Annotated in this window: 13 protein-coding genes; 4 read left to right on the plus strand and 9 right to left on the minus strand. The window is 57.5% G+C overall.

Going from position 1 to position 19562, the window contains the following annotated elements:
- Window positions 1-193: 193 nt before the first annotated feature.
- The 3 genes from ACR2R1_RS04595 to ACR2R1_RS04605 form a co-directional block, all read right to left on the minus strand.
- The gene (locus tag ACR2R1_RS04595; RefSeq protein WP_240502611.1) at window positions 194-370 is read right to left on the minus strand and encodes a DUF2970 domain-containing protein; all 177 of its coding nucleotides are present in this window, start codon (window positions 368-370) and stop codon (window positions 194-196) included.
- 79 nt (window positions 371-449) lie between these two features.
- Window positions 450-878 (minus strand): hypothetical protein, encoded by a 429-nt coding sequence (locus ACR2R1_RS04600; protein WP_077731858.1) that lies wholly within the window; start codon window positions 876-878, stop codon window positions 450-452.
- A gap of 16 nt (window positions 879-894) precedes the next feature.
- Window positions 895-1290, minus strand: a complete 396-nt coding sequence (locus ACR2R1_RS04605; protein ID WP_077731893.1) for a hypothetical protein — start codon at window positions 1288-1290, stop codon at window positions 895-897.
- 249 nt (window positions 1291-1539) lie between these two features.
- On the opposite strand from ACR2R1_RS04605, the gene metH reads away from it, so the two are divergent.
- The gene (gene metH / locus ACR2R1_RS04610) at window positions 1540-5241 is read left to right on the plus strand and encodes a methionine synthase (protein WP_434112862.1); all 3702 of its coding nucleotides are present in this window, start codon (window positions 1540-1542) and stop codon (window positions 5239-5241) included.
- Between the two features lie 113 nt (window positions 5242-5354).
- A complete protein-coding gene (locus tag ACR2R1_RS04615; RefSeq protein WP_168175485.1) occupies window positions 5355-7178 on the plus strand; it encodes a TonB-dependent receptor in 1824 nt (607 codons plus the stop codon).
- A 7-nt stretch (window positions 7179-7185) separates the two neighbouring features.
- Here ACR2R1_RS04615 and ACR2R1_RS04620 read toward each other — a convergent pair whose 3' ends face one another.
- Window positions 7186-10227: an AAA family ATPase gene (locus tag ACR2R1_RS04620; protein ID WP_434112865.1), complete on the minus strand. Its 3042-nt coding sequence runs from the start codon at window positions 10225-10227 to the stop codon at window positions 7186-7188.
- An 844-nt stretch (window positions 10228-11071) separates the two neighbouring features.
- Here ACR2R1_RS04620 and ACR2R1_RS04625 point away from each other — a divergent pair.
- Together ACR2R1_RS04625 and ACR2R1_RS04630 are read left to right on the plus strand one after the other, a co-directional pair.
- Window positions 11072-11323, plus strand: a complete 252-nt coding sequence (locus tag ACR2R1_RS04625) for a glutaredoxin family protein (RefSeq protein ID WP_077731863.1) — start codon at window positions 11072-11074, stop codon at window positions 11321-11323.
- Between the two features lie 63 nt (window positions 11324-11386).
- Entirely contained in the window at window positions 11387-12775 is a 1389-nt protein-coding gene (locus tag ACR2R1_RS04630; RefSeq protein ID WP_077731864.1) for a class II fumarate hydratase, read from the plus strand.
- 339 nt (window positions 12776-13114) lie between these two features.
- Here the strand turns inward: ACR2R1_RS04630 and ACR2R1_RS04635 are convergent, their stop codons facing one another.
- From ACR2R1_RS04635 to ACR2R1_RS04655, 5 genes are all read right to left on the minus strand, one after another.
- On the minus strand, window positions 13115-14737 hold the full coding sequence (locus ACR2R1_RS04635; RefSeq protein WP_434112867.1) for an MraY family glycosyltransferase: 1623 nt from the start codon (window positions 14735-14737) through the stop codon (window positions 13115-13117).
- Between the two features lie 203 nt (window positions 14738-14940).
- A complete protein-coding gene (gene xrtD, locus ACR2R1_RS04640) occupies window positions 14941-16521 on the minus strand; it encodes a VPLPA-CTERM-specific exosortase XrtD (RefSeq protein ID WP_156881279.1) in 1581 nt (526 codons plus the stop codon).
- Window positions 16522-17038: 517 nt separating this feature from the next.
- Complete coding sequence (locus ACR2R1_RS04645; protein ID WP_168175487.1) at window positions 17039-17593, minus strand: YdcF family protein; 555 nt, start codon at window positions 17591-17593, stop codon at window positions 17039-17041.
- 114 nt (window positions 17594-17707) lie between these two features.
- A complete protein-coding gene (locus ACR2R1_RS04650; protein WP_434112870.1) occupies window positions 17708-18976 on the minus strand; it encodes a glycosyltransferase family 4 protein in 1269 nt (422 codons plus the stop codon).
- A 156-nt stretch (window positions 18977-19132) separates the two neighbouring features.
- Window positions 19133-19462: a putative colanic acid biosynthesis acetyltransferase gene (locus ACR2R1_RS04655; RefSeq protein ID WP_240506877.1), complete on the minus strand. Its 330-nt coding sequence runs from the start codon at window positions 19460-19462 to the stop codon at window positions 19133-19135.
- Between the last annotated feature and the right edge of the window lie 100 nt (window positions 19463-19562).

Below are 19562 nucleotides of genomic sequence, written 5' to 3' on the forward strand. Positions count from 1 at the left end.
CTGAATCGCTTACTAAACGTAAGCGTTATGTCGCGAAACGAAGCGGCATGGGCACCGCTTCAGGGAAGATTAATCGTCGCCTCCAGAATTCGTCAACCGATCTCCTCGACAAGCGACACGCCGAAATTCTGTGCAAAGAAAAACCCCGCGGCAAACCTGCGGGGTTTTTGACGGCGTCACCGTTCAAGCGTTCCTACGTCCCGGCGGATTTGATCACCAGATTCACCACGGCAATGACGGCCACCACGAACAGCACCGTAAAAATGATGCCGCCGATGATATAAGCCTTGGCTGAGCCAAAGGCGAAATCGCGCTCCCGGTTAGCCGAGCTTTGAACGCCGAAAGCCGCCGCGACGACACTGGCAATCACCTGAAATACCGTAGGTCTTTTTGAATTAGAATCACCGGAACTCATAGTTGTCATCAAATCTGCCGAACAAAGCCTATTTTTAAGATGCGATCGTTTTCTTTTTGTTCAAATAAAATTTGACGCCAAAGGCAACTGCGGTAACCAAGAGAGCAATCGATATCGAGATCGCGTTACTGCTGATGACATCTTCATCCACGTTTAAGGCGTAAGTCCGCACGTAGGTCGCGATGAAGTACAAGGTTTGCACCGTGGCTATGGAAAAGAAGAACGAAACCAAGAATTTATCGAGCGCCCTGTATTCCGTGAACTCCATATGATCGAAGAACAGCTTGGTAATCGCGTAGCCCGGCAAAAACATGATAAAGATCGTGATCAGAATCCGTTTCGCGTAATAGAAAGGGGACGTGGTCGTAAACAACGACATCAGCACGATGAAGATCGCGCTAATTCCCAACATGCCCAGCCACATCGTTCGGTCATCTTTATTGAACTGAAAAAACTTATTCATATCCGGTTTCCTCTAATTATTGTTTTTTAAAGAAATAAAATCCTTCGATACCGCCTTTCAGGATCATTCGGTCGGGCGTTTTTTCGTAGACCATGTAATCGATCGTTTTTCCCGGCCGCCCCGGATCATCCGCCACGATCTTGCCGTCCACGACCTTGTACTTCCACTCGTGCCGATCTTCCGCTTTGAAATGCCGGTTGTAACCCGAAGTGACGATGGTACCGTCAGATTTGAATTCCCAGGTCCTATTTTCCTCGATCTTGGGTTTATTAAGTGCCGGAGCCACCGACTCGAGGCGCCACGTACCCACAATTTCGCTGTTGTCTTTTAGCGGGACTTCTCCCAAAGCGGTCGTCCCCATGGCTCCAACAAGCCAAATCAGGCCGGCTGCGCCGAAAGCTCGAAAATTCATAGAAATCTCCCCGGAACGTTTATTGTAGCGGTTGCTCTTCCCCGCAAAAAAAGAGGCATCCGTGGGGCGGAACAGCTTGCTATTCTTGAAAGCGAGCCGAATTTTGACATCATTCATTTCCTTATGGCAAGGAATACACCGGCTTGCCGCGCATGAACCGGTTTATTGCCGGACCGTCTGTCTCTAAAATAGAACTCTTTGCCGTCAAAACGCCGGTTCGAATTCTCCCTTACCCCGGAATATCCCACGATGACCGATTTGAACGCCCGCACCGCACTATTGAGACAACTTCTTTCCGAAAGGATTCTCTTCCTGGACGGCGCGATGGGCACCATGATCCAAAGCTACCGGCTCGAGGAAAAGGATTATCGCGGAGAGCGTTTCGCGAACTGGCCGAAAGATCTCAAGGGCAACAACGACCTGCTCTGCCTCACTCAGCCGCAGATCATCCGGGCGATTCACGACGCTTATCTGGAAGCGGGTGCGGACATCATTGAAACCAACACCTTCAACGCCAATCGGGTCAGCCTCGCCGATTACGGCATGGAGGAACTGGCTTATGAACTCAACGTGGAAGCGACCCGGCTGGTGCGGCAAGCGGTCGACGCCATGTCCGAGAAGACTCCCGACCGGCCGCGGTTCGTCGCCGGCGTATTGGGCCCGACCAACCGCACCGCCTCGATTTCGCCCAACGTCAACGACCCCGGCTTTCGCAACGTCAGTTTCGACGATCTCGTCAGCGCTTATTACGAAGCCACCCAAGGCCTGGTCGACGGCGGCGCGGACATCATTCTCATCGAAACGATCTTCGACACTCTGAACGCCAAGGCCGCCGTCTTCGCCGTGGAACAGTACTGCGACGACCGCGGACTCCGCTTGCCGGTCATGATCTCGGGCACGATCACCGACGCCTCTGGCCGCACCCTGTCCGGGCAAACCGTGGAGGCTTTCTGGAATTCGCTGCGCCACGCGCAACCCATTTCCATCGGCTTCAACTGCGCGCTGGGCGCCAAGCAGCTCCGGCAGTACATCGAAGAGCTTTCGCACATCGCCGACACCCATGTCTCGGCCCACCCCAACGCCGGACTTCCCAACGAATTCGGCGAATACGACGAATCGCCGGAAGCCATGGCCAAGGAAATCGCGGAATGGGCGGAGCAGGGATTTCTGAACATCGTAGGCGGCTGCTGCGGCACTCGCCCGCCCCATATCAAAGCCATTCGCGACGCCGTGGAGCATTTCCCGCCGCGACATCTGCCGGCTATCGAACCGAAGTGCCGCCTGGCCGGGCTCGAGCCCCTGAACATCGGCCCCGAATCCTTGTTCGTCAACGTGGGCGAGCGCACCAACGTCACCGGCTCGGCGGCCTTTCGCCGCCTGATCCGCGAGGAGAAGTACGAGCAGGCCATCGACGTCGCCCGCCAGCAGGTAGAGAACGGCGCGCAGATCATCGACGTCAACATGGACGAAGGCATGCTCGACTCGCAGGCCGCCATGGTCCGTTTCCTGAACCTGATCGCCTCTGAACCCGACATCGCGCGCGTGCCGGTGATGCTGGACTCGTCCAAATGGGACATCCTGGAAGCCGGACTGAAATGTCTTCAGGGCAAGGGCATCGTCAACTCGATTTCGCTCAAGGAAGGCGAAGACGCGTTCATCCGCCACGCCAAGCTGGTCCGCCGCTACGGCGCCGCGGTCATCGTCATGGCCTTCGACGAGCAGGGCCAGGCGGACACCCGCGAGCGCAAGGTGGAAATCTGCGCCCGCGCTTACAAGATTCTCACCGAACGGGGCGGACTCCCGGCCGAAGACATCATCTTCGACCCGAATATCTTTGCCGTCGCCACCGGCATCGAGGAGCACAACCGCTACGGCTTCGATTACATCGAAGCCGTGCACCAGATCAAGGAAACCCTGCCCCATGCCCTGGTCTCGGGCGGCGTTTCCAACGTGTCTTTCTCTTTTCGCGGCAACAATCCGGTGCGCGAAGCCATCCACGCCGTCTTTCTTTACCATGCGATCCGTGCCGGCATGGACATGGGTATCGTCAACGCCGGACAGCTCGCGATTTACGAAGACATTCCGGCGGAACTTCGGGATGCCATCGAGGATGTGATCCTCGCGCGCCATCCGGACGCCACCGAACAGCTTCTGTCCATCGCCGAGAAATACCGGGACGAAGGCGGAACCGTCGAAAAGAAGGAAGACCTCGCGTGGCGCCACTGGCCGGTCGAGAAGCGCCTGGAACATGCGCTGGTCAAGGGTATCGACGAATTTATCGAGCAAGACACCGAGGAGGCCCGCCAGCAATACGCGCGCCCCTTGCACGTCATCGAAGGTCCGCTCATGCAGGGCATGAACGTGGTCGGCGACCTGTTCGGCGCCGGCAAGATGTTCCTGCCGCAGGTGGTCAAATCCGCCCGGGTCATGAAGAAATCGGTGGCCTATCTGATGCCCTTCATGGAAGTGGAAAAAGCCGGCGGTACGATTCAATCGAACGGCAGAATCCTGCTGGCCACGGTCAAAGGCGACGTGCACGACATCGGCAAGAACATCGTCGGCGTCGTGCTGCAATGCAACGGCTTCGAAGTGATCGATCTGGGCGTCATGGTGCCCTGCGAGAAGATCCTCGAAGCGGCGCGCGAGCACGACGTCCATATCATCGGACTCTCCGGTCTGATCACGCCTTCCCTGGACGAAATGGTCCATGTCGCCAAGGAAATGGAAAGACTGAGCTTCACTCTGCCGCTCCTGATCGGAGGCGCAACCACCTCGCGCGCCCATACCGCCGTCAAGATCGAGCCGAACTACAGCGGCCCGGCGGTTTACGTGACCGATGCCTCGCGAAGTGTCGGAATCGCCGGGAGTCTTTTAAGCGAAGATTTGCGGGACGATTTCATCTCGCAAACGCGGCGCGAATACGAAGAGGTGCGCCAACGCCACGCGGGACGCAAGGCACAAAACCCGCTGCACGAGATCGCCGCGGCGCGCGCCAACGCCTTCCATGGCGATTGGCAGCATTACGTGCCGCCGCATCCGACTTTCTTGGGTCTACGGGTATTCGACCATTACCCGTTGCGGGAAATTGTCGATTACATCGACTGGTCGCCTTTTTTCCATACCTGGGAGCTGGCGGGCAGCTACCCGAAAATTCTCGACGACGAAGTGGTCGGAGAGCATGCGCGCACCTTGTTCAAGGACGCTAAGGCCATGCTCGAAACCTTGGTCGCGGAAGAGTGGCTGACCGCCCGCGCGGTGGTCGGATTCTTCCCGGCTAACGCATCTGCCGACGATATCCTGCTGTATGCCGACGATACCCGGAAGGAAACGCTGACCGTCCTTCGCCATCTGCGCCAGCAGGCGGTGAAACCGCCCGGCCAGCCCAATTACTGCCTGTCCGATTTCGTGGCGCCGAAAGAGAGCGGCGTGCCCGACTATATCGGGGGCTTCGCCGTTACCGCCGGCCACGGCATCGAAAAACATCTCGACCGCTTCGCCGCCAACCACGACGACTACAGCAGCATCATGCTCAAGGCCCTGGCCGATCGTCTGGCGGAAGCCCTCGCCGAACTGATGCACCGGCGGGTTCGCCGCGAGTTCTGGGGCTACGCGCCGGACGAGCAGCTCAGCAACCAGCAACTGATCGCCGAGGCGTATCGGGGCATCCGCCCTGCCCCCGGCTATCCCGCCTGTCCGGACCACACCGAAAAGGCCGCGCTGTTCGAACTGCTGGCAGCCGAACAGAACAGCGGCATCCGCTTGACGGAGTCTTTCGCGATGTACCCCGCTTCCTCCGTCAGCGGATGGTATCTGGCACATCCGGCGGCGAAATATTTCAACGTCGGCAAGATCGGCCGCGACCAGGTCGAGGATTACGCGAAACGGAAAGGCGTGACGCTTAGGGAAGCCGAACGGTGGCTGGCGCCGATCCTGGCTTACGAACCGGATTAGCCTTCGATAATCGCTAAACACGATTCATGGTCAAGGTGGGCAAACGGGGTCTGGCCGGTCCGGCCGCGGTCTTACTGATTGCGCAGTGTGCACCGGCTTCATTGCGAGCGGATATGACGGAACTGCCTCCGGTGACCGTGATTCCCACGGACGGTCTGCCCCAAACCGCCGACAATCTCTCACGAGCGCTTACGAACAATGCCACTTTTCGGTCACGGAATGACGTCGAAAGTTCGCAGTACAGCAATATCAACGATTTCCTGCGCGGAACGCCGGGCGTTTTCGTGCTCCGGGGCAGCGAGGGCCGCGCCGTGGGACTGAGGGTACGCGGCGTGACTTACACCCAAGGCATGGTGACATTCGATGGCGTACCGTTACTGACGGCACTGCCGGCACTGAGCTGGCTCGATACCATTCCCGCCGAAGCCTTGGGCGGAGCTACCGTGGTTCTCGGTTCCAACCATGCCTACTACACCAGCCAAGCTTTGGGCGGCAGCATTCAGCTGAGTTCCAAACGGACCACGGAAGATTATGGTTTGGTTCACGCGGAAGGGGGAAGTTTCGGAACCTTCCGCACGACACTGAGCGGCGGCTTGCTGGCCGAGCATGCCGACATTTCCGTCACCGGAAGTCGGGTGAACCAATTCGACGGCGCGTACGACGCCATACCCGACCGGGGCAATCCGGAGCGGGACCGCTTCGGCAGCACCTTAGGGATAGCGCGATACGGCGCGCGGTTCACGCCGGATTTGGCCGTGGACGGCAGCGTCCTCTACAAAGACTCATGGCAGGACGCCGATCTACCGGGGGTGACTCCGGCCGGTCTTCCCACCTTCGTCGACAGTGCGACCACGGATTTTCACGAAAAACTGTGGCTGACCCAAAATACCGCCTCAGCGCATCTGACCGATGACTGGACCAGTCGGTTGCAGCTGGCCTACACCGAGAACGACGTCGCCGCTCGAGCCGGCCGTCTACCGTTCAGTTTCAGCAGCCATTTGATGTTCGCCGATTGGCGCAACAGTCACGCACTTTTAAACGATCAGACGCGCCAGCGATCCTGGCGACTGGTGTGGGGTGGGCAGGTGCGTCACGAGCATGGGGAAAGTGAACATCCCTTGCAATCGTCGCAATTCCACGACGAGCGAAAGACCGTGATCGGATTTGCCGAGCTGCAGGCCGATTTGGGGAAATGGTACCAAGAAGCGGGCGTCCGGGTGGAAAGCCACGACGACTACGGCAAACACACGCTACTGCATTTCGGGTCTCGCTGGGACGTTTCGTCATCCTTGAGCCTCCGGGCCAACGCGGGCACCGCATTCCGCGCCCCCAGCTACGGCGAACTGTATATGCCGCTCTTGGGCAGTCCCATTCTCAAACCGGAGAAAGGCTTGACGGCAGATGCCGGATTCGATTGGGTGCCGATCCGCAATCTATACATCTCCGTAACCGGCTACTACGGTCGCTATAACGACCTGATCACTTCAGAAATCAGCTTGGGACGCTTTGTTCGCCTCGGCAACACGCCGCGGGCCCGCATCGCCGGAGCAGAGGCTTCGTTGGAAGTTCTCTGGTCCGAACAGCTCCGCAGCGGTCTGGACTTCACTTATCAGTACAGCCGCAATCTGGACAACGACCGGCCTTTGCCGGTGCATCCGGAAAAATCCGGCCGCATCTGGACGCAGTGGAACCTGGATGCCTTGCCGCTGAGCCTCCGCGCGAATGCAACATACCAAGGCTCGCAATGGAACGATAGCGCGGCGACTTTGGCCACGGACGACACCGTCCGTGTCGATCTCATAGCCACCTATCGCGTGTTGCCGCAACTCGATCTTTATGTGCGCGGTGACAATATTACCAACAACCGAACCGGCGGCATCTACGCCCGCTACACTCCCGGAACCACGGTATTCGGCGGAATTCACGCGAAGTTTTGATTTGGAATTACTCGCAAATGCCGGTTAACAGCGGATGTCGCAGCAGCGACTGACGCAGGCAATCCGCCTCGTCCATGGATTCGGCCAAGCCTCGAAGTATCGCTGCGCTGCGATGGCGGTAGGTTTCCGCTTCAGGGAGGCGTCCCCTTCGGCTATCCAGCTCCGCAGCGGTTGCGTACACCCGCCATGCCGCGAGTGCGGCCTCGATCGTACCGAGATGGGACAACGCCTGTTCGACTTCCGCCCCAGCCGTATCCAATGCCTTTCGGCCCATGGCCACTTCGGCCAACAGCCGATGTCCCAGCGCCAGATAAGCCGGATCGGGAGGCAAGGCCGAGAGCTCGCAAACCTTGTTGGCCTGCTCTTCGGCTTTTTCCCACTGGCCTTGCGTCAGCCAGTATTCACCCAGGCCCAAATGAAAGAGCGGCCGCAGGTACCAATCCATCAGTCCCTGACAGGCATCCAGCAGCTGATCGGCTTTGGCGAAACTCTCGAAGGCTTCGGCGTGTTGCCTCAAACCCAAATGGGCCGCGCCCGACCGGATCAGTCCGAAAAAGGCATTCGAGGAATCCCGCTGGTCGTGCATTTTTTCCATCGCGGCCTGGCACAGACTCCGTGCACCTTCGTAATCCAAGGCCTGCTCGTGTAACCAGCTCATGAGCAGAGTGAAATGGATGATTGCAAAGACATTGCCGTTCCTTTCGGCCATCTCTAATGCTTTGGCGATATGGCGCCGGGCTTCCCCCCACTCTCCGATGTGCAGCATCGACCTTATGCAAAGGGCCTCGCAAACCATGTATTGCAATGCGTCGCCCCGGTTCTGAGCGATCTCCATTGCCTCGCGTGCGAGAGCGATCGCCGACCGATAGTCGGCCCTGGCGTATTCGAAACTGGAATGCAAGGTGAGGCTGGCGTTAAGCAATTCGCGATTCCGCGTTGCGCGGGCCATATCCATGGCCTTTCGACAATCCCGGATGTAGTGCTCGCTCCATCCCTGCAAAGTGTTATGCCATCCAGCCCAGGAGCCTCGAACCAGGATTTCGATCATCTCGTCCTTTAAATCCAGAGCGCGTTCTACCGCCTCGGTCACTAACGCGAGGCAGCGGGGCCGATCCATCCAATAACAAACCCTGCCTTGTTCAATCAAGGCTTTGAGCTCCCAAAGCGGAAGACCCGCGCTGACCGCAAGCTTGCGAATAGCCGAAAAGTCTTCCATGGCGCCATCGGTGTCGTCCATAGAACGCTTTACGACACCGCGTCTGAACAGCAATTCCATGATTAAGGCCTCGCGTTCCGCCTCCGGAAGCGACTCGGACAGGCGTAGCGCGTGGCTGATGTAGTCTATCGCTTCTCGGTTGGCATAGCGGCTCACGGCGTTCTCCGACGCCAGACGCAGATACATGATTGCCTTAGACAGCTGTTTGCCTTGCTCGAAATGATTGGCCAATTCCGCCGCGATCGTTTTGGATTTCTCGCCGTATCCATTTTCCAAGCATTCTCCGGTGGACCGGTGCAACTGCATCCGGCGCCCGGGCGCAAGGCGGCGATAAAGGATTTCGCGATAGAGGGAATGCCGAAAACCATAGCGTCCGGCCATTATCCCGTCCGCCCACTCGTCGGCACCGCATGACTTCAACATCTGGCCGCGCCGGCGGAGTTCATCGCAACACAGTTCGATCGTCGCCAAATCTTCGCCGGATACGGCTGCCAGCAGTGCCGCAGACCATTCGACGCCGAATACGCTCGCCATTTCGAGCAAGCGCCGCTCGGAAGCGCTCAGGCGATCGATTTGCGCGTCTATCATTTCCAAGAGATTGTCGGGTATCGCCAGCTTCGAGCCCGTATCGTAGGAACTCGATGTGAGGCGCCCCAAATCGACCAGATGTTCGACCAGATTTACCATGAAAAAGGGATGGCCCTCGGTCCATCGGTAAATGGACGACGATAAAGTCTCATGCCCCGCCTCTTCGGGATAGCGCGATACCAAATATTCCTTGATTTCATCCTCGCCCAGGCCGCACAAGGCCAGCTCGGCGCATAAACCACGCGCCTGCAATTCGTGCCTGATCCGCTTGATCGGGTGTTGCGTCAAGCTTACGTCGACCGGTCGGTATGTCGCGATGACGAATAACTGAGCCGGTGAACTTCGACGCCCTAATAGAGAGATAAGATCGACCGTCGCATAATCGCCCCAATGCAAATCGTCGATCACCAGGACCAAGGGAAATTCGGAGCTGATGCTCTCGAAAAACTCCGCCGCCTCTCTGAGCATTCGGGCATTCGTTGCGCCCAGGACCTGCTGGCTGAGCTTGTCCTTATCCGCGGGCGTCAAGACCGAGTTCATTTGCATCAGCCAGGTCGGTGCATGTCGGTGCAGCCGGTCGACCAATTGCTGCGCGCCAGCTCCGCGGCATTCGTTCTCCAAAGCCTCGATCAAAGGCATAAACGCCTCTCCCGCACCGCACTGTTCGACGCATCGGGCGCGTAGCAGCCCCAGATTCGTGCCGTTGGCGCGAGCCAGAAACATATCGATTAGGGTGGTCTTGCCTATCCCGGCCTCGCCGGTGAAGAAGACTATCTGACGCTCACCACGCCTTACCCGTTCGAAGCGTGCTTCCAGCCATTCCAACTCGCTCCGCCGCCCTACCCAATACATCGAATTCACATCATGGGCTGCGCGATTGGCCGCTATTGGCGACAGTGCCGGCGCACGAACTTCCCGGCTGTCTGCCTGCATTACCTCGGCAATGAAGCGATAGCCGTGTTTCGCCACCGTTTCGATGTAAGTGGGTGACTTCGGATCATCCGCCAGAGCTTTGCGCAATTCGTTGACGCATCCTTTAAGAACCGACTCGCTGACAAAGCGGCGATGCCAGACCGCATCGAGCAAAGCGTCCTTGGTTAACAGCCGGCCGGGATTCATAAGCAAGTAGTGCAAAAGCGCAAAGGCTTTCGGCGGCAAGCCCACCACCTCCGACCCTCGCCACAAGACGGCGTTTCCGGCGTCTAGCCGAAAAGGGCCGAATAGCAAACTCTTACCGATCTCCATACCTACAGGCTCCGGCATTCGTGGTTAGCATTGCAGTTGGCGGAACAAACCATATTTGACCAAAAACTGACCGTTTTCTGACGACTTTCGAACCTTTACAAATCAAAATCCAACCCTCATCAGCAAATTGGCACGCCGGGTGGTGCGGATCAAAGACGTTATCATCGTAGCGTCTCTCCCTTCAGGATTTCGATGGAGCTTGCCGCGCAGAGCGCTTCCTCGATAAGGCAAACCGGGCGAATTGCCAGTCTGCAAGTAAATTCATTTCGCCGTCTGTGACAAATTACCTCGTTGACAATCAACAGATTCGGCCGGCGGTCATTTCGGTAATTCAGAACGCGGAGAATGCCCAACCGTCTGGCGATTTTCCGTGCGAACAACGCACGCGCCCGCTGCTCGCTAAACGGAGGGCTAAGCATAGCGGTTCCGGCGACCGTTTGGCGACCGGGATCGATTACCCCGCATCGTTTCCAAGCTGGAAACGATGGAACAGGCGCGCTGTCGACGAATACCTGCCATAAGTGCCCACACTTCGGACGTCGTGATGAAACCACGCCCGACATTATCCGATGCGACATGAAACGGGCGTTTTCTCTTTTGTCCTCGCCAGAAAAACGACATCGCCGCTGCTTGAGTACCTCTATCCGTAAGGCCCCCCACTTGTGGAGCGGTCGAACAATCTTCGTTCGGCATGTTTCCCCTCTAATCTGATAAGCTTAGCCGCTCGCGAGCGATGTCCCCGTGACATCCGTCACTGCCCCTATCACCGAGGCCAGATTGCCGCGCTCCGGAACCGGACGACGATGCGCAAACTTCCGGCCGTATCCAGCGAGGACGAGCAAGATTGATTCGACTAATACTTTACGGCACACACGGTTGTCATTTGTGCGAAGACGCGGAATTTCTGCTGTCTAAAGCGATTCAAGCGAAAGGCGCCGAGATTCCCGTCGAGATAGTAGATATCGCCGAGAAACTCGAGTTGGAACACCGCTATGGCGTACGGATTCCGGTCGTGCGCGATTCCGCATCGGGTGCCGAACTCGGCTGGCCCTTCGACGAAGAACGGTTAGGCGAGTTTCTCCATAGCCTGTCCTAGTCCGGCTTATCAAACATCATGCGGCCTAACTAATCCGTTAACACTTAACCGATTTTCAATGTCATGAACCAAAACGCTTTCCGCATCGAAAAAGACAGCATGGGCCAATTGCAGGTGCCGGCCGATGCCCTTTATGCCGCCCAAACTCAGCGCGCGGTGGAAAATTTCCCGATCAGCGGACTCAAGATGCCGCCGGCCTTTATCGCGGCCGTAGCCTTGATCAAGCAGTGCGCCGCCCGCGTAAATAGAGACTTGGGCGTTTTGGACTGCGGCTTTGCCGAGGCCATCGAGCGGGCAACGCAGGACATAATCGACGGACGTTACGGCAACCAGTTTCCGGTCGACGTATTCCAAACCGGTTCCGGCACCAGCACCAACATGAACGTCAACGAAGTCATCGCCACGCTTGCCTCCCGTGCCTGCGGACAAAGCGTGAGCGCCAACGACCACGTCAACATGGGGCAAAGCAGCAATGACGTCATTCCGACGGCGATCCACGTCAGCGCTGCGCTCGCCGTCAACGCACAGCTCATCCCCGCACTGGAGCATTTGCAGACCACGATCGTCTACAAGGCGCAATCGATCGAGCACGTGGTCAAGACCGGACGCACCCATCTCATGGACGCCATGCCCGTCACCCTGAGCCAGGAACTCTCCGGCTGGGCGTTGCAAATCCAAAACGGCGTTGAGCGTCTGCGCGCCTCATTACCGCGTATCTACAAACTCGCCCAGGGCGGCACGGCCGTAGGTACGGGCATCAACGCCCATCCGGAGTTCGCGGCGAAAATGGCGGAGGCGCTTTCCGACGCCACGGGCCTGCCGTTCGCGCCCAATGCCTCGTTTTTCGAAAGCCTGAGTTGCCAGGACGCGGCCGTGGAATTGTCGGGCCAACTGAAGACCGTGGCGGTCAGCCTCATGAAAATCGCCAATGATCTCCGCTGGATGAATTCCGGCCCCCTGGCGGGTCTAGGTGAAATCGAACTGCCGGCGCTACAGCCCGGCAGTTCCATCATGCCGGGCAAAGTCAATCCGGTGATTCCGGAGGCTGTTTGCATGGTCGCCGCACAAGTCATCGGCAACGATGCCACGATTACTGTCGCCGGCCAGTCCGGATCGTTCCAGCTCAACGTCATGCTGCCGGTCGTCGCATACAATCTGCTGCAAAGCATCGACCTGCTGGCGAACGTCTCGCGTCAATTGGCGGATAAGGCCATCGCCGATTTCGTCGTTCGTGAAGACAATTTAAAGAAAGCGTTGGCACTCAATCCCATTCTGGTTACCGCGCTGAATCCCGTCATCGGCTATCTCAAAGCGGCGGAAATCGCCAAAGCGGCCTACAAGCAGCAACGGCCGATCATCGACGTGGCCGCCGAAATGACCGGGATTCCGCGCGAGGAATTGTCCGAGCTTCTGGATCCCGCGAAGCTGACGGAAGGAGGCATTCAGGGCTGAAGGGATTCGTCGGCAAGGGATTGCCGACCTACGTCGAACCGCCGGGTCGTAGGTCGGGAATCCATTCCCGACAAGGAATCAATTTTTTGTAGGGTGGGTTAGGCCGCGAGGCCGTAACCCACCGAGCGACCGCGAATCGGTGGGTTACGCTGCGCTAACCCACCATCGATGGGTTTCGCTTCGCTCTACCCATCCTACGATGAATGTCCATTCGAATGCCGAACGGAATAAGCCGTTGACTGTGCGAATAAATTCGCACCTACCACGGCGCCCCCCCCGTTTTTGGGATGAAACGCTCCGCTGATCTCGGGCCGCGTTCGAGTGTACGGAGAACCCGGCTCAAAGAACCATCCAGCGAGCCAGCGCGATCAGAGCCAGCATCCCACCGCTCCGCACCGCCCAGACGGTTCCGCTCCCGCGGCGCAGGACGTATTCGACGCCGTACAGCAGGATCGCCGATTGGACGGCGATCTTGGCGTAGTTGACTTGACTAAAAACCGGTAAGTTCGCCGCGACCAACAGCACGAACATCACCAGGAAGTCCGACGGCGTCAGGGTGAAGTAGCGCCCCGAAAACCGCACGCCCACGCCCACGATGACGGCCAGCAAGGCGATAGCGTAATTGAACCAGCGCTCCGCCTCCGAGTACTCGAAACCGGCGGTCTGGGCGAGATAAACCACCAGGATCACGCTCGAGTAAACGGCCACGCGCTCGATGAAGCCCGCCCCGGGAAGACGAGCCCCTACCCAAGCCAGCCAGGTCACCAGAATTCCCGCGGCAAACACCGCGATGTCGTCCAGTTCTTCCTTCTTCGTCGCAAGAGCGGTTGCAACCAGGAACAACGGCACGGCGAGACGGACGGATTGAAAAGCCGTTTTGTCCAGCCAGGCTTTCTCCAGAATCAAATTCAATTTTCGGGTGAGAAACGACGCCTGGCCACGGTCGACTCCGTGTAGGCGCCAACGGAACGCCTGTGCGAGCGGGAAGAATGCTCCGACCACGGCGAACAGGGCCAGATAGATCGCCAGAACCAATAGGTCGGACTCGTAACGGAGAAAATACGCGAGAAGAATGCAGGACGCCTGGACCACGTACGTCGTCAGCACTGCCTCATAATGGTCGAAACCCAGAGACAGGAGCTTATGGTGAAAATGGTTCCGGTCCGGCTTGAACGGCGACACGCCGCGAAGTATCCGATGCCCCATGACCAGCAAAGTGTCGATGATCGGCAATCCCAAGATCAGCAGCGGCAAAGAACCGCTCAGCGCCGTATTGACCTTTTGCGTAAGCAACACGGCAAGAACGCCCGCCGAGAAGCCCAGAAACTGGCTGCCCGTATCGCCCATGAACACGATGGCCGGGTGGGTGTTGTAGCGCAGAAATCCCAAGATGGCGCCCAGGATGGCAACAGCAGTCGCTATTGTTTGATAGCCGTCGGCCAAATCGGCTAGAAACGCAATGCAAGCCAGACTCAGAATGCTGAGTCCCGCCGCCAGTCCGTCCAAACCGTCGGCCAGATTCATCGCATTCGTCACGCCGAGCAAAAAGAATACCGTCAGCGGGTAAGCGACGGCATCGGGCAGCGTTCCGCAGTCCCAAAAACACAAGCGGCGGATCACGATGTCGCCGAAAACGACCACCACCAGCACCGCCACGAACTGACCGAAAAACTTGATCTTGTAGTTCAGGTCGTAGCGATCGTCGAGTAAGCCGAACACGCTTAGAATGCCGACGCCGAGCAGGCAGATCCGGAATCCGGAATCGAGATCGAACTCCAGGAGCAGCGCCACGATGGTCGCAATGACCATGCCGATCCCGCCCACCCGTGGAATCGCCGAAACATGGACCTTCCGCGCATCGGGAACATCCACCAGGCCGAGCGGCGCAGAAAATCGGATCAGTGCGGCCACCAGCACCATGGCCAGAAACAGGGTGGTCAAGAACAGCACAAAAAGCTGCATAGAAAATCCTTATCCGTACCTGCCAATACCGCTAAATTAAGCTCCATACCGTCGTTCCGGCAGGGAATGCCGGAACCCAGAAGCCAGGGATAGCATCAGCCTGGATCACATCCCCGTGCTCTGGATACCGGCACTCCCTGCCGGTATGACAGCTTGACTTAACGGCTTTGGCGTACAACTTCGGCAAAATTAAGCGCATGCGTCTAATCCGCGATATAACGATTCAATTGCGGCTTCAAGACACGCAGGAACTCGTTGAGCCGCGCCTCGCCCGTCGCGAGCTCCTCTCCGCGGGGAAGATAGGTCGTGAGCCGCACTAGGGCGCCGTCGGTACGATTAAGCGTCAGCGCATCCCAGAACAGATACCACTTCACGGCATATTCGTTGGTCAGATTGCGCCCGCGCTGCTGAAACCAGTAGTAAACGAGCTGGCGATCCTCGCCTTTCTGAATGACCAGGCGGTTGATCCTAAGCGGATCGCCTTCCTCGCCGGGAAGATCGGCATTCACGGTCTCCAGCGATTTGATTTCCCAACCGCCGCCCGGAATGCAGGAGCGGGGCGAATGTATCGACTCGCCCTTGCGCTGGGAGGCGTAATAGGCGGAATAAAAATTGACCGGCATGACCCCGTCGCGGACATAGTTAGCCAGAATGTAGTCATCGAATTTGAGCGCATCGATGTATTGCTGCTCCATCGTCTCGCGCCGCCCCGTCCAATCGGCCAGTTGCATGGGGAAATCGACGAACTCGGCACGAGGAGGAACGAATTCTTCCCGATGCTGCAGGAGTTGAGCACCCCCCAATGCCACGACCGAAAGCCCCAGCACCGGCCAGTATTGGCGCGGCAAGGTGCGCTCCCGAAACAACGCATCCTTCGGCGACGGTTCCGGAAACGCCAAACCAAACACTTCCAGCAACGGCCGCGGCTCCCGCCCGATCCTGGCCAGCAGCCACATTTCCCCCACCAGTAGGCCGGTGCAGGCCATGAAGATTGCCCAGCCCTCGAAATCGTGCAGGAATCCTTCCGCCATCGATTTTCCCCAGTACTCGACCATTACCCCGATGATGCCGATGCGAAAGCTGTTCATCAGAATCGTGATCGGAATGCTGGAGAGAAAAATTACGGCCCGTTTCCACAATGCCACCTTGAAGAAATAGGCGCACATGAACGAGAGGCTCATCAGGGGAAAGAGATAACGCAGCCCGTTGCAGGCTTCCACCACCTGAAGCTTGTACGAGCCGAGGTCGATGACATTGCCTTCGAGATAAACGCTGATATCGCAGGCCCGAATGAAAGAGACGCCGAGTGCCGAGGAAAGGAGCTGGAGCTTGCCCGACAGGCCCTGATAAAGGAAATTGGGCAAAGGAATTGCAAAAAACAAAAAGAACAGCGGTATCCAAATCTGCTTGAATATCTTGAACCCGGTCACCGCGAGAACCAGGCCGAACACGACGACCAGGAAGGCATACTGGACGATGATGTAGAGCGTCGCCAATTCGCCCAGAAAATAAAGTCCCAACCCCAAGCCGACGACACCTACACCGGCCCAGGAGCCTTCGAACGGCAACCGGGCCAGTTCGTTTTTTTTCTGCCAGATCAGGAAAGCGGTGATGAACGGAATCAGAAGACCGTGGCTGTATTCCTCGCTTGTCGTCCAGTATCCGAAGACGAATTTGAGGCCGTCAAAAAATGTAAATACCGATATCCCTATCAAAAGGCTGAACCACCCCCAAAACTTAAGTCCGATATCCCACAATTCAGTTTTCGAATCTGTTGCAACCATTATGTCCGGCCTTTCTCTATTTCTATTCTTAGTGCCTGCCCCAAATAAGGCGATATCATCCGCTTAACTCCATTCGGCATTCGAGCGAACATTCATCGTAGGATGGGTAGAGCGAAGCGAAACCCATCCTACAAAATGAATTCCTGACTGAAAGCAATTTGGAATAAGTCCTACCCCGTCATTCCAATCGCAAACAGCCCATTCCGCTGGCGCCCAAGCTCCCGTTTGGGCGCCCTACCCGAGAAGCTCTAGCTTCCAGAAACCGCACGCGAATCGAGAAGCGGGAGCTTCCCAAACTGGGTTCCCAAACGGGAGTTTGGGAACCAGCACAACCAGCGCAAGGCGCAAACATCGCTTTAGTCGCGGGACCTTCCCTACGTGGCATGGCAGCTTACCTTAACGGCACTGGTCCAATAGGCCGTTCGCCCTGAGCAAAGTCGAAGGGCCTGTCCTGAGCAAAGTCGAAGGGTTTCTAGGGTCAACTGGAATAGCCTCCTATTACCCAAGATATCTAAACTCAAACATACTTAACGCGGTAATAAAAAAGCTTTATGAATTCTTTAAGTACAAAGGAAGCCGAGATTTTGTTTTCCCACCACAGACTTGGATTCCACCAACGCGGCCGGCTCGCGATCAAACGATAATCGATATTCGAGACACCCAATACCCGCTCGCAAACCCATCCGAGCCGCCGGAAATGTGGCGGATCGGAAACGATAAGGACGCTGCTCCAGCCGTTTTTCTTAACCAAATCCCTTATAACGTGCGCTTCTTCCCATGTGCTTTTGGCGGAACTGTCCAGCAGAATTGTTTCACTCGACACTCCCAACGACCGGAGATAGCTATATCTCGGATCGTTCGACGGTTCCCCATTCCGATCGTGCGCTTTCTGTACTCCGGTTAAAAGAACATGCTCAGCCCACCCGTCGCGCATCAAAGATCCGCCCGTCGCCACTCGCGTTTCCCACCCGCCGCCCAGAATCACGACCAAGTCGGCCTGCCGAGGATTATTGGACTCGATAGCCAAAAAATCGCCCGCACGGCTGCCAAGCAGCAATGCAATGGCAAACACCGAAATCACTGCGCACCATGCGACACGCCACGCAACGAAAGATGCCGACACACGAGTGACAACCGACACCGACTCAAGATACCGCCCCGTCCTCAAATTCATCGCCCGAAAGAATTAGAAAGTCCTTGAATAGCTCGAATCCGAGCTCTCGGCTGCTTTCTCCGACCCGAAGGAATCCAGCAGGTCCTTCCAGGCCGCGACGGCCCGCGGACGACTGAATCGCCGCTCGAACTCGGTCCGTGCTCTCAGCCCCATTTGCCGGCAAGCATCCGGATCGGACTTCAAGGCCTCTATATACCGAACCAGTCCTTCCGGATCTCCAGCGGAAACGGCGTACCCGCAGTTCACCGCATTCAAGACTCTCGGGATTTCGCCGTCCGGGTCGCCCACGAACAGCGTCGGCCGACCGGCCGCCGCGATACCGTAGAACTTGCTGGGGACGATCAACCCTTCGAGACCCGGTTTGAGACAAACGAGATGCGCATCCGGAACGCTCAAGCTGAGTCCGAGCTTTTCTTTTGGTTGGTACGGCCGAAACAACACGTTCGTTAAGGCGTGCGCTTCGATCCATTGCTCCAGCGCAACACGCTGCGCGCCGCTGCCGATAAACAGGAACATCACCCTCTCATCCCGGTCCCGGAGGATCTCCGCCGCTCGAAGGATGGTAAAGAACTCGTGAGCCCGCCCGAGATTCCCGGAATAACCCACGACGAACTTATCTTTGAGTCTCCATTCGCGGCGCAATTCGTTGTTTTCCGGCGCCAAGGGCTTGATATGGTCGCCGTCCGCCCAATTCGGGATCACCCGAACACTCTCCGCATCGACCCTCTGTTCCGAGAGCTTTTGCGCCATCAACTCGCCCAATACCACGTTGCAGGCCGCTCTACGCAAAGACCAGTTCCGTAGGCTCCGGGCCAAAGGCATGGCCGGACCGATCGCTTTCATATCGAGTTCCGTCGCCACCTCGGGGAACAGATCCTGAATCCAGTTCACCAAAGCAGCGCCCCGAAGGACCGCGACCAGCCCACAGATCACCGATATCAGCGGCGGATCGGTCTTGGCGACAATCACATCGCCCTTGGCCGTCAACCGCAACAACACCAAAAATGCGGACAGATAAAAACTCGCATAATCCAAAGCCCGGCCGAGCAATCCGGCCCGACCGAACCGCGTGGTCCAAATCCGGAAGATGCGAACGCCGCGTATATCCTCCGCCTTGGTCAGTTCGGCAGTAGGCCGGTCGTAAAGCTGGCGGCTGGTGACGACGTTCACTGGATAACCCTCGCACGCCAGGTCGAACGCTAGATCGCTCAGCATTTGGCTGGTCGCCGAATGGTCCGGGTAAAAGTACCGGTTGACGAAAATGATCTTATGGTTAGCCATTCCGAATTCCTAATCACACGTTTTCCATTAGGTGAAGACACTCCATGTTCGGCAATGCGGTTCTTCGATGTTGAACACGAAAAACCGCTCGCGCGCATTGCCGTCGCAAAATTCGCCTGCGGCGGCGAAACGTCATCGCCCAATGAGGGTAAAACGTCATTCCTGCATCACTCGATCTTTGATTTTCCGAGCCGGGGTCCCCGCCACCACTGTCCACGGCTCAACGTCCTTCAACACCGTAGACCTGACTCCGACGATCGCGCCTTCGCCAATGACGACGCCCGGTCCCACGAAAGCGTCCGCCGTTACCCAAGCCCCTGCCCCGACCGATATGGGCGCTGTTATCAGAGGTAGGTCGGCGCGCGTGTAATCGTGGCTGGCACTGCACAAATAGCTGTATTGGCTGACCGTGGCGTGAGCGCCGAGGTGAATCTTGTCCACGCAATAGCAATCCACGTGATCCCCCAAGCAGCTGTGGTCTTCCATCTCCAGGTTCCACGGCGCCCAAATTTTCGAGGAGGGATACACATAAACCCCTTTGCCGATACGAGCTCCGAATAGCCTCAATAAAGCCCGCCGCCACGCG

Source organism: Methylocaldum sp. GT1TLB (genome assembly GCF_051027445.1).
Classification (GTDB): domain Bacteria; phylum Pseudomonadota; class Gammaproteobacteria; order Methylococcales; family Methylococcaceae; genus Methylocaldum.